We start from the raw sequence: 11,928 nt of genomic DNA, 5'->3' as shown, positions 1-11,928 counted from the left end.
CGAAACGAATATGGAACGGGCGGGCGAGACCGTCTACCGGCGGGCGCTTAATCGGGTTATGGCGATGTCCGCTTTGTAAGTCTGACGATGTAGCTTTTACGACCGATATGAGGGCGCTGAGCGGACGTTCGGACGCCGGCCTGCCCGACAAACCTTCGCGCAATATCTTGGGCGCTATTGCTGTTTCGGGGACATGCTGACGCGATGTCGCGCTGACGTTTTCCCAACTACGGTTGCGCTAGGTTTTTCCCACTGTTGACCGAAGTTAAGGAAATTGTGGTCACCATAGCCCTCGTTGTCATGAATATCGAGGTGGTCTGGCGCGCGATCCGTAAACGGAATGCCGCCAGATGGATTATACTCGTAAAAGTATCCCTCCGCGTATGCCGTCAACGGCAGGCTTGACAGCCCTATCACAGTTATAAAAACCAATGGTTTGATAAACATCTCTCATCTCCTGGTCGAAGTTCTTGTGCAGCGCTTGGCAACCTTGTCGCTCAGGTGTTGTGGTGCCGGCGACCGAATCCAATTTGGATACCCCAGAGTTGGAAAACGGGGAGTATGTTTTGCAGTTTTCGTTCATTTGGAATTGGGAAGTCCGGGCGTCGGCCATAGCTATGTATCTGACTGGGATAAAAGGCCACGGTTTCGACATGGCTATCCTGTCTCAGCACAACCCCGTCATAGCCCAGTCCGATTAGTCTTTCCCGAGCATGCCGAACGGGACGGAAGATCCTGGATGCCGCCAGATATTCGTCATGGGGCAGATTCACGTCGAGAATATAAGGGTTTTGCAGGGCTACCTTGGCAACCACTGGATCAAGTCCATCTGAGTACACCCGCTCAAGTTCGAAATCGTTGGAGAAGTAAAAACCACGACCAAACGCGCCGCATTCATTGCACTCATTGACATTAAAACCCTGGAATTCAGAATCTGTGCCATGACATAAGGTCAAAGTGATTGGGGACATCGCCAAACCTCGCGAGGTGGATCAGTGGATATAACTGTGGTTTTCCAACGATGTGCTGTCGTCAAACCGCATCAATAACCGCTCGTATTGGGACGGATAGTTGAGACGAACCCATTCGGTCGCTCCATATAGAAATGCAATCTCTACAGCACTGTTCAGCCTGACCCTAAGGCCCTCGACAGTCACCACTGGATTTTCTGTCTGCGTGGTCGCAGGCAACAGTTCTCCTTCTAGGGATTTATTTGACATTGTAGTTGCCTTCATCGTTCAGACTGCGGTTACTGCAGCAAATGCCGACGACGGAGCGCCGCTTATCTTGGACAATGATGGAGGGAAATCGTCTGATTTGGTATTATACTCACGTATCGTTATGTTAAACATTGGTCGAACGGCAGTTCTCATCCGCACCCTCAATTTCTGGCGGCATGATGCTGCTCGCGTCCTTTGACTGCATACCAAATGCCGATTTGCACCGGCATTCAGAATTAGCGAGAGCATATGCCAGTGAACAATATTGGCACGCCGTCATGCGCCTGTCTTACGTCCCCAAACGGTCTCCACCGACGTTTGTTAGAATTCGGACGTGGAAAAGCAACTTGCTCCAGAATATCCACCGAATTGGTTGCCTGATCCGGCGAGATTGGTAGGCAGGCGACACGCTTTTCCGTTGTATGCGGATATGCCGGATTGCGCCCAGGATCATTGCTGGACCCGGAACTACGGTTTTGGGTGTGACATTGCGGCAAACAAAGAACATGGTCGTTGGCATCAGCGCGTTGCTTCGCAGCTGTGAACAAGTGAACGCTTGAGCCTGCGTTCCTGTTTCTATGTCTCTGTTTCGGCGGCGTTTGGCGAGCGCGTGAATGTGGCCGAGATATAACCTCCATTCAATTTACGTTCCACGCGCTTCCAAGACGGCGCTTGGCTGCGCCGAGAGCGAAGCTAAGGTGAAGCGGGACGGTCAATCTCAATGCGACGCAACACGCCAAGCCCAAGCTCGTTCAGATCGTCGATCTTGACCTGGCTCGCTTTCTGGTCTGGCCCGATTTCGAACGTGACCGCAACGGGCATGTTCGGCATCTCCGCAGACGGCCGGTAGGTGTAGAGGTCTCGATCAAAATGGCTGAGCGGGAAAGCCGACTCGCTTTTTGGCCCAAGGCGAATTTCGAGCGTGCCATCTTTCTCGGCTACTACTGCCTTGCCAACATAAGGATTGAAGTAGGTGCCGGCATAGGCAGACAGCGGGAGCGCTGGCAGCGGGGAGGCGGGCGGTGTCCCGTAACGCTTGACCGCGGCGTCGATCGCCGGCCCAAAGAGCTGCCCATAAATGTTGTTCCATTCGACGACCCAGTCCTTTGTCGTCTTTCCGGTCATCACGAGCTCGAAGAACGTGTCGGCAAGGCCCTCGGGAACACCCGTCGGGAAAGCGTTGGTAAGGACGACGATGCCGAGTTCCTCGGCGGGGAGCAAACTGACCAGCGTCCGTGCGCCAGTGCTGAAAGCGCCGGCATGGCCCCAAACTTCGCCGTAACGGCCATACTCCACATTCCAGCCAAGTCCGTAGAACGACCATCCGCCGGTCACCGGGTTTTTACCGCGCGCCATCAGCGGCATATGGGTCTGGCTGATCGCTTCTGCGTCGATCAGGCGTCTGCCATCATAATTGCCTTTGCCGAGCTCAAGCCGGAGCCATTGAGCGAGATCAAGCGCATTGGAGCTGACGCCGCCTGCGGGTGACTGCGCGTCGGGGTCGCGTTTGGCAAGCGCTCTCCATTTGCCGTCGAGCTGGGCGTGGAGGGTGGCGCGGTTTGTTCGCGTCAGGAAATCGGCGTAGCGCGAGCTGGTTGATGACATTCCAAGCGGTTTGTACAGCTTGGCCTCTGCCGCATTCTCCCAGCTCATGCCTGCCGCTTTGGCCACAGCGACCGCGCCCGCGGTAAGGCCGAAATTGCTGTAGGAATAGCCCGATCGAAAGCTGCTCTCCGGCTTGACCTGGCGGAGCCGCTGAAGAATCGCGTCGCGGTCATAGCCGATCTCTTCGAGTTCGTTTCCGGCCCCTCCGGGAAGGCCGCTGCGGTGAGAAAAGAGATCGCGCACGGTCACTTGTGCGGTCGGATAGGCGTCATAGAGCTGGAAGGATGGGGAGATGTCGGCAATTCGCGAATCCCAACTCGCCACCCCTTCGCTCAGGATCGCCGCCACGACGGTCGAGGCCATCGGCTTGGAGAACGAGGCAAGCTGAAACACCGTATCGGCGTCGACCAGATCACTTTTGCCTTCTTCTCTAACGCCGAAGCCCTTCAAGTAGATCACCTTGTCCTGATAGACGACGGCGATCGAAATACCCGGAACCCCGTCACTGGCAATGACTTGTTGCGCCGCCAGTTCCAACTTTGGCAAGGCTGCCAAGATCTTTTCTTTTGTAGCGTGCTCGAAGGACTGGGCCTGGCTGGCGATTGGTTCAACGCCCACCAACACTACCGCAACGAGACGTCGTAGGCACAAAACACGGATATGCCCAGCATATCGCTTTGCAGCTTCGGTCATCTCCACTCCCCCTCGCATGGTGATGGCCTGACGATACACGAACTGTGTGATACTTGCTCGACTTTCCTTGGCGGTGAACGGAGGCTTCACAATGACAGCTGTTGGCAGATATTGTTGAAAAACTCGGCATTGCCGATGCTTGGGACGCGTGATTCAATCCTCTGAGTGATTTGCAGGGGATCAGGCGAATGATGGGATGTCAGGCGGTTTCGGCGCAGCTCTTCTACGACTTCTGCCTCGATGATTATGTCTCTGCGGACCATCTGCTGCGCGGGATCGATCGTCACCTCGATCTCGATAGCGTTCGAGCACAGTTGAAGCCTTTTTATAGCAACACTGGGCGGCCCTCAGTTGATCCTGAGCTGATGATGCGAATGCTGATTATCGGCTACAGCATGGGTATCCGGTCGGAACGGCGACTTTGCGAGGAGGTCCATCTCAATCTCGCATATCGGTGGTTTTGCCGCCTTGGCCTGGACGGAAAGGTACCGGATCATTCCAGTTTTTCGAAGAACCGTCATGGCCGGTTCCGGCAAAGTGATATCCTCCGGCACATGTTTGAGACTGTGGTGGAACGGTGCCTTGCCCAAGGGCTGGTGGGAGCAGAAGGCTTTGCGGTTGATGCCAGCCTGATCGCGGCGGACGCCAATAAGCAGCGTTCGGTGCCCGGCACTGAATGGAAAGCCGAAGACGATGCTGGCCGCTCGGTTCAGGAATATCTGGCGGTTCTGGATGACGCGGCTTTTGGCGCTGCCTCGCCGGTGACGCCGAAGTTCATTTCGCAATCCGACCCGGCAGCTCAGTGGACAGGTGCTCATAAGGGGCATGCCTTCTTCGCCTACGCCACCAATTATCTGATCGATACTGATCACGGTGTCATCCTTGACGTCGAGGCTACGCGAGCGATCCGTCAGGCGGAGGTCGGAGCATCCCGCACGATGATCGACAGAACCGAGAACCGCTTCGGCTTGAAGCCAGGCTATCTGGCAGCCGACAGCGCTTACGGTTCTGCTGACAATCTTGCCTGGCTAGTCAAGGAAAAGGACATCGCGCCGCACATTCCGGTGTTTGATAAATCCAACAGGACCGACGGGACCTTCTCGCGTTCGGACTTCACCTGGGATGGCGAGAATGATCGCTACATCTGCCCGGCAGGCGAAGAGCTCAAGCAGTTTCACCGAACCTATGCATCGCCCAGATCGGGGATAACGAGTGAAGGGACGCGGCTCTATCGCGCCAGCAAAAAGAACTGCGACGCCTGCGAATTCAAACAGCGCTGCTGCCCGAATGCGCCTGCTCGCAAGGTGCCGCGTGATCTCAACGAAGATGCCCGCGATGTCGCCAGAGCTATTGCCGCCACACCCGCTTACGAGCGGTCCCGGCATCGCCGCAAGAAGGTCGAGATGCTCTTCGCTCACCTCAAACGCATTCTCCGGATGGCGCGTTTGAGGCTGCGAGGTCCATGTGGTGCGCGAGACGAATTCCTGCTTGCAGCAACCGCCCAGAACCTCAGAAGACTGGCGAAACTCAGACCACAAAGGCCACCACACGGCGTCATTGCTGCATAAAAGCGGCCAGAAAGGATACCCTACGCGAAAGTGCGGGGCAGATAGCCCATCATCCCTACCGGAAGGATGCTGCAACAGCCCGATGAACAGCTACCTGGCCGAGTTTTTCAACGATATCGGCAAGTAGCAGACACTACGCAATGGCTGCTCCGCGGGCGCGAAGCAGCCATCGTTGTTTGGCCTATTCATTCGGAACGAGAGGGATAGCTAGAGGGTCTGCAGTCACCTGCCTCCCTCAAGATAGTGTTCAATGAGCCGTATCCGGCCGTTCAGTGCAGCGGCGATTGACTCGACGAGTTTTGGCGGGAATCCCTTCGGCAGTTGATCGATAGTAGCCTGCATTGTCTTGCCAGCGGTCGCGGCAAGCTCTTCGAAAATTGCCCGCAGCGCCGCTTTCCCCATACCCGCCTCGTCGGCGGTCTGCTGGAAATGGCGCGGCACAATCTCATCGAGCGCATAGTGATTGTTTTTGCCGACCGACATGGCGAGTTTGAATTTCCTGCGGAGAATCTGCCCGCTATCAAGGCTCGGCTGGGTAGTCAGTACGTCATAGAGCGGCGTCATGTGGAACCGCCCGCCCGGCCCCAGAAAGATGCTGAAATTCTTGGCATGCCCGTCGGTCGCGCCGATCAGCCAGAACAGGATGCAGGCGCGCATGAAGGCGGCAATGTCCTCATCAGGGCTGTCGCTGCCTTTGAGCAGTTGAATAATGTCGCGCTTGCCCGGGCCGCCTTCGGACTGGTACTTGCGGGTTGGCGGGATGGACAGGGCCTGGCAGATGTCCTCCTGTGGCAGGCGCAGCAGGCGATTGTCTTTCGTCCAGCGGCGATCAAAGCGCTCGACAATCAGTGTGCGCCGCTCCCCGAAATCGGCGATCTCGACATGGGCGGTCGGAAGCCCGAATGCCGCCAGCAGCTTGAGACAGAAATATTCATTCTCGACGCTGTCCGACAGATCGAGACCGTCTGCGATCTGGCCGATCTGTGGCTTGAGGATATGAGTGGTCGCTGCCGTGCCGGAAGGCTTGAACCACTGGCCATCCTGAACAGCAAGGCCGTCTTTTCCTGCGCACCGGCAATCGAAATCCGAAAGTCCGCATCATCGCCCATCCCGAGCGGAGCGGTTGCCAGATTGGCAAGAAGCGCTGCGATTTCTTCATCGCTGATCGGTTTCCCTTCAACGCTTCCTGCAGGGCCGGGCTCGCTGCCTTCGGGCAGGAATTGCAAAGCCCCGACGCAGTCATGGCCGAGCGCTGCCAGCAGACTGTAAGGATCAATGCCCTCTGCGCCCACGCGTTCTGCGACACGTTTGCGGATCGGTTCGTTGTCCGGCAGCAGATTGTCGAAAACATTAGTGACGCGCGCGCCGATATAGCGGTCTTCGCGCAGCGGCAGAGAGAGTGACACCGGGAAGGTCTCGCTCCAATCCAGCCAGTCGCGCGCGTAGGTGAAGTCGATAGCGCCGGAGGTTTCCCGGCGCAGCACGCCGACAACGCGGCCATTCAAATAAACATTGAGAGGCACATGCGCCTTGCGCCGTGCCATCAGAATATATCCTCGATGTCGGAAGCGCTGGCCTGCGTCCGGGGACGGATTACCAGTTCCAGCTTGAGGGCGGAGAGCGCCTCCATCAGCGTGCGCAACTGGACGGCAGGCTGTCCGGCTTCAAGACGTGAGATCGTCCCCTGGCGCAGATGGATCAGATCGCCTAAAGCCCCCTGCGTCAGGCCGGATTGTTTACGGGCGCGGCGGATAATAGCGCCCAGCTGTTTTTCAGTGCGGGCAATGGAATCGGTCATGACGAGCCTCCATCATCAATATACGCGAGGCCGTATAACTCGTCAATATACGTGTTTGCGTTTAAATCTGAGATATACGCGAAGGCGCCTAAAACAAGATTATACGCTTTTACGTATAATGGTTAGTCGAAAGGGATATAACCAAAGTTCGCTTTGGCTGTTGCGACCAATTAGCTTAAATAGCCATTATGGACAGAATCGGGGGCGGGGTCCGCTCCGGCGAGATTGGCGGGACAGGCGACACGCTCTTGCATTGTATGCGGATATTGCGGAAATCTCCCCGGGTCTTTGCTGCACCCGGAACGACGCTTTCAAGCTGGGTAATCATTGCAGCCAGCTGCGACACGTCAATCTTGTGCTGGGCGTTGGGAATAACTTTTATCCGGCATGGTTTGCGACTGCAAGGCTTGTCTGGCGCACACCTTCAACCGCCAGCAGGAAGCGCGATTGAGTCGCACCCACGCGGCTTTCTTAACCCATAGGCGGTCAGGATTCCCGCCGTGGCATGCGCCAGCGCCAATGGCTCTAGCCAAGCGGCAAGTTGAGGCGGAACCGGCTCTCGCCCTTCAGCTCACTCCTTCACCAAAATCGGGTCACACTCAAGAATCTCGGCGAGTGTTTCCCTCGACCAAAACAGATAAGCAAGGCATTCCAGGGCAGCTAATGCGATTTTTGGTCGACAAGCCAAAGACCCAAGCTCAGCGGAATGCTGACATGCGCCCGGGCAAAGGCCCTTAGAACCAATAACATCCAAGATTTTGACGAATAGAAAAAGGAAATTCTGCTTATAGAAACATGCTCGGAAGCGGTGGTGGTGTCCCTCCACCGAGCATCTTTTGTTGGATAATATCAAGGCGCTATTGACGGCGCATTTACCCGCCGCTGTTATTGCAGGGCGCAACGCGGGGGTTATCGACGGATAGATAGGCTTAATCTTATATGGAATGAGTTGACGCTCGGACCCGTGAGTGTGTTTTCGGTCCTGTCTCTTTTAGGTGTCGCTGTTCTCGTCATATCGGCCATGGATCGCTCTCAAGCGCACAGATGCATGTCTGTTCGACAAGCTTTTCTGCAATATGGTTGTCGAGGGAAAGAACAATCCCAAATCGCCATAGATGGCCGAGATAGTGCGAGAGCTCGGCCATCATTTGGCGCTCGATCATTTACGGTGAACTTTGCTGGCAGACCGCCGTTACATTGGTGGGACCACGCCATCAGTGCCGACGACGACACGATGTGAGGTGAACTTGCTATCGGCTCCGAATTCCGAGGGGGCAAACACTGCAGCACCAGCCTTTAGATCATCTGCTTTCCCGACAGCCAATGCCACGATGGGCGTATTGTCCGGGATCGCGATCTTCTTTTGACCGCCGCGATAGGTGACTGTGACGGTGTGACCGTCTACGCCCTTGACGGCATTTGCAACGGTCGCATTGGTCATGCTGCTGTTCGGCTTCAGATCCCATGCATAGTTGCCCTCACCAGTACCCTTGAGGGCTGCCGGGAAAATGACGACTTCGAGCGCACTGCTGGTGCCTCCGCTTGTCGGAACATTGGCAATGCCGACAAAATCACCTTGTTTGATGTTGTCTATCGACGCCTTGGTCAAGGTGTTGACAGTCAAATCGTCTGCAAGGGTGATTGCTGTCTCGCCGCCTTCCAGCGTTTTGATAACCAACGTCTTTCCGGCGATGCTTTCGATTGTCCCGCGTACATTGACGTGACTGGATGTTTGGGCGGCGCTAGGCTGGTTGTTTGACTTCATCATCGTGCTTTGTGCATTGCTTTCTAGCGACAACGACATCAGAGAGGTTATTCCCAGCGCAAGACCCAGCAGCAATTTTTTGGCGATTCCAAGAGGCATACTCGTTCTCCGTTCTTTCATTCTTCAGCGAGTTCATGAACACCAACTAATGTTCAGCTTGAGGGATATGTTCGAAATCGCCCCAAGAAGGATCTGAGCTTCAACAAGGGCGGGGTGTTCCGTTTTCGCGTATCCGGAATTGCGAGATCGGGGCTGCGGTCGAAGCTTTGAATCTGTCTCGGGTAGAAAGCGACGACTTCGACGTAGCTGTCTTGCAGGAGCAGAACCCCGTCATACCCCAATCCTATCAATCTCTCGCGTGCACGCTCGATCGGCCGAAAAATTCTCGTGGCTGCGATCCACTCATCGTACGAAAGACGTTTATCAAGAACATAAGGGTTCCGCAGTGTCACCTTGGCGACGACCGGATCGAGACCATTCGAATATTGCCGCTCAAGCTCCATATCGTTGGAGAAATAGAATCCGCGGCCGAATGCACCGCTGTCGTTGCACTCGCTAAAGTCGAAGCCTCTGAAATCGGCATCGGTGCCGTGGCACAGGATCAGAGTGAATGTGGACATCGTACGACCTCAGTGGAGATACCTGCGCGCGCCCAGCAAGGCGCTGTCGTCAAATCTCATGAGCAGCCGCTCGTAATGTGTTGGGTGATTAAGACGAACCCATTCGGTCGCGCCATGAAGAAACGCTGCCTCCACGGCACAGTCGAGGTTGGCTTTGAGGCCGTCTATGGTGACCTGGAGGCTACGCGTTTGGTTGGCCGCCTGGGGAGTTTCTCCATTCATTGATCTACTAGGCATTTGCGTTCCAATCAACATTTCCCGCCATAAGCGGGCGTTGCCACAACAGCAACGGATCGCCGCCGCAATCATTATAGTTTTGGGGAAAATTGTAGGCGTTTTATATTATACCCTCGTATCAGAACGTTAGACATTGGTTCATGGTAAGCGAGCGGCGCACTTGCTCCGAGGCATGTGGAGCGCGCAATTCTTAGTTCGCTAGATCAAATACTGGGCGATGCTCCAAATGCGAATTCGCACAGGGGCGGGAGGTTTGATCGGACTCGAACCAGACTCAGAACAAAAATCGCTTCCCGGGCAATGGCGGAACTCGGCCGGCGGCTGAAGATCTTTATCAACCTGCCGCTTGCCTCGCTGGATCGGCTCAGTATCCAGAGCCATGTTGATGAAATCGGCCAGTCAAGGGCGAAAATTAATCCTGGGGGAAGGACAAAGATTATGGAGAAGTTGATTTCCCGCGGCGAGACTGAAACGAAATTATTCGGAGTTGCAACACCGTTCGGACAACCGCCTTTGCGTTGCAGGACGAGCACGCCGTTTCCGACCACGCCGGCATACGTCGCATCACTGCGTCGGTCCCGGCGGAATTGCCGTCCCTGCCAGACTAAATCTTGGGTTGCAAAAGCGTGGCTTGGTCATCTGCACTGGTGAGACGTAGCGCAGGCACTCTTCGACGCAGGTCGGCATCAGGCCTGGATCGTTTTGCCGCTGACGTCGCTGATCCTCATGCGACAGCAACGCGAAGAGTCCTCCGGCGATCAGATGGGGTGTGGTTTCCTGTCCAGCGCCGAAGAGGAGGAAGATCATCGACACCAATTCATCTTCACTGAGAGGTGGTCCGACCGTTTCAGCGTCACGCAGCCTTGCAACGGATAGTGCTCCTCCCTGCGGTCGCGAAACTCGGCGAAGGTAGCGAAGGACACGGATTACCGGGAATAGCGCGGATAACCGCGCCAATATTGGCGGTGTCCTTTAGCCCGCCCAGTTCTTGATCGGTCATGATCTTCTTCCGGCAGGCCAAGCATCGCACAGATGACTGAAAGTGGCAGATCCCGACAAAATTCAAGCATGAGTTCGGCCTCCGTTCTCCCCTTCAGCCTGTCGAGAAGCCGATCGGCAATGTCTTCGATTATCGGTTTCAAGGCATCTATCGTCTTGCGCTGGAACGCTGGCTCAACGAGGCTACGCAGGTGCGACGGTGCTGAGGATCATCATGACCCATCATATTGAGCGCCAAAAGGCTGATCGTCCTCGGCAGGACCCTTACTATTCGCGCCTGAGTCAGGGTCGCGCGCAAATCCTTCATCAACATTGCGCAGCTGCCATGTGTGACGGCCAGCCAGGTCTGGCCAACTATCGGCAACTGTATGCGAACCACGGGACCTTCGGCTCGCATGCGATCGAGCGTCGGAAAACGGTTTGCGTGAAACTCGGGCGAGACGATATCGAAATAGTGCGACTTAGCCATGTCCATCATTTTTCGAGCGCGGCCTGTTGATCCATCAAGGGAAATGATCCTTGTGTCCTTTCATTCGCCGTTATCAGCGAACCGAAAGTATTCTATGGACCTTCTTATCGCTTGTCATTCAATCCTCGACGCTTTTGCGTTCGACCAGCGAGGTGAGATTGCTCTGACCGTATGCCTTTCGGAACACCATCAAATCGCACTCTCAATGGCCGGAATTGCTGCGTTCCTTGATCGCATCGGGGGCGCTTGCGAATGCTGCAGTTCACGGGGATATGAGCCGCGCGGCTTACGGCTGCCACGGCGGCGTGCCCGGCGGCCTTCCGGCAAATACCGGTACAGCATCAGCTCGCCGCCATGCTGACTATAAGCGAACCGATAGATGGTTTCCGTGCAGATCCGAAAAGGATTGATGCCATCGCTCTTCAATCGTCCGGCGATCTGTTCGGGTGACCAGTTGCGCAGACGATCGATCACCATAGCGCGCAAACCTGGATAACGGACAAGCTTGCGCCGGACATGACGGCGACGCAAACACAGGTCGTTGGCCGTCAGCGGGTAATAGCCGCTATATTGTTTGAATTGCGGGTCGTGGAAATGGTTGCGTTCAGTTCGCGATAAATCGTCGAACGATGCCTGCCGAGCAGTCTGGCTATCTCATCGACGGGCAGTTTCTTTTCTCAATATCGATACAGTTTGCGACATTCATCCAGATCGAGCTGCACGTAGAGGCGAGGCATGCATTCTTCTCCAAAGCCAACACGTTGATATTATTAACGTGTCGCACTTCGAAATAGAATCCATCCCTACACTTCGAAATTCGCTTGCCGTCTCCTCTGGAACTGGATCCGCTTAGAAACTGATGGCCGCTACATCATCGCGATTGTAGGATTGGATCGACTCAAGGAAGTTGGGGTAGTGGATTCAAAGGAACAGGTGAGGATGTTCGCCAGAGTG

12 protein-coding genes and 1 pseudogene are annotated in these 11,928 nt (G+C 55.5%); 1 reads left to right on the top strand and 12 read right to left on the bottom strand.

What is annotated here, in order from left to right:
• Positions 1–174: 174 nt before the first annotated feature.
• The 3 genes from N8E88_RS11175 to N8E88_RS11165 form a co-directional block, all read right to left on the bottom strand.
• The gene (locus N8E88_RS11175; RefSeq protein WP_262291803.1) at positions 175–447 is read right to left on the bottom strand and encodes a hypothetical protein; all 273 of its coding nucleotides are present in this window, start codon (positions 445–447) and stop codon (positions 175–177) included.
• A 50-nt stretch (positions 448–497) separates the two neighbouring features.
• The gene (locus N8E88_RS11170) at positions 498–971 is read right to left on the bottom strand and encodes an ADP-ribosyltransferase-containing protein (RefSeq protein WP_262291802.1); all 474 of its coding nucleotides are present in this window, start codon (positions 969–971) and stop codon (positions 498–500) included.
• A gap of 942 nt (positions 972–1,913) precedes the next feature.
• Positions 1,914–3,518, bottom strand: a complete 1,605-nt coding sequence (locus tag N8E88_RS11165; protein ID WP_262291801.1) for a serine hydrolase — start codon at positions 3,516–3,518, stop codon at positions 1,914–1,916.
• Between the two features lie 188 nt (positions 3,519–3,706).
• Here N8E88_RS11165 and N8E88_RS11160 point away from each other — a divergent pair, with 188 nt between their 5' ends.
• Complete coding sequence (locus N8E88_RS11160; RefSeq protein WP_262291800.1) at positions 3,707–5,086, top strand: transposase; 1,380 nt, start codon at positions 3,707–3,709, stop codon at positions 5,084–5,086.
• 222 nt (positions 5,087–5,308) lie between these two features.
• Here N8E88_RS11160 and N8E88_RS11155 read toward each other — a convergent pair.
• The 9 genes and pseudogenes from N8E88_RS11155 to N8E88_RS31805 form a co-directional block, all read right to left on the bottom strand.
• A pseudogene (locus N8E88_RS11155) lies at positions 5,309–6,630 on the bottom strand (type II toxin-antitoxin system HipA family toxin).
• Positions 6,630–6,884: a type II toxin-antitoxin system RelB family anti-toxin gene (locus tag N8E88_RS11150; protein ID WP_262291799.1), complete on the bottom strand. Its 255-nt coding sequence runs from the start codon at positions 6,882–6,884 to the stop codon at positions 6,630–6,632. The pseudogene N8E88_RS11155 and the gene N8E88_RS11150 overlap by 1 nt, the downstream one beginning before the upstream one ends.
• A gap of 1,010 nt (positions 6,885–7,894) precedes the next feature.
• Positions 7,895–8,047, bottom strand: a complete 153-nt coding sequence (locus tag N8E88_RS11145; RefSeq protein ID WP_262291798.1) for a hypothetical protein — start codon at positions 8,045–8,047, stop codon at positions 7,895–7,897.
• A 29-nt stretch (positions 8,048–8,076) separates the two neighbouring features.
• Positions 8,077–8,748, bottom strand: coding sequence for a hypothetical protein (locus tag N8E88_RS11140; protein WP_262291797.1), 672 nt, complete (start codon positions 8,746–8,748; stop codon positions 8,077–8,079).
• A gap of 53 nt (positions 8,749–8,801) precedes the next feature.
• Complete coding sequence (locus N8E88_RS11135; protein ID WP_262291796.1) at positions 8,802–9,269, bottom strand: ADP-ribosyltransferase-containing protein; 468 nt, start codon at positions 9,267–9,269, stop codon at positions 8,802–8,804.
• A gap of 801 nt (positions 9,270–10,070) precedes the next feature.
• Entirely contained in the window at positions 10,071–10,463 is a 393-nt protein-coding gene (locus tag N8E88_RS11130) for a cytochrome P450 family protein (protein ID WP_262291795.1), read from the bottom strand.
• Between the two features lie 190 nt (positions 10,464–10,653).
• Entirely contained in the window at positions 10,654–10,974 is a 321-nt protein-coding gene (locus N8E88_RS11125; protein ID WP_262291794.1) for a cytochrome P450, read from the bottom strand.
• A 189-nt stretch (positions 10,975–11,163) separates the two neighbouring features.
• On the bottom strand, positions 11,164–11,505 hold the full coding sequence (locus N8E88_RS11120; protein ID WP_262291793.1) for a hypothetical protein: 342 nt from the start codon (positions 11,503–11,505) through the stop codon (positions 11,164–11,166).
• A 17-nt stretch (positions 11,506–11,522) separates the two neighbouring features.
• Positions 11,523–11,618, bottom strand: coding sequence for a hypothetical protein (locus tag N8E88_RS31805; RefSeq protein WP_410010596.1), 96 nt, complete (start codon positions 11,616–11,618; stop codon positions 11,523–11,525).
• Positions 11,619–11,928 lie beyond the last annotated feature (310 nt).

This window comes from Phyllobacterium zundukense (genome assembly GCF_025452195.1).
In the GTDB taxonomy this organism is placed as follows: Bacteria; Pseudomonadota; Alphaproteobacteria; order Rhizobiales; family Rhizobiaceae; genus Phyllobacterium; species Phyllobacterium zundukense_A.
Note: the sequence above shows the minus strand (reverse complement) of the source record. Positions and strands in the feature narration are given on the sequence as shown.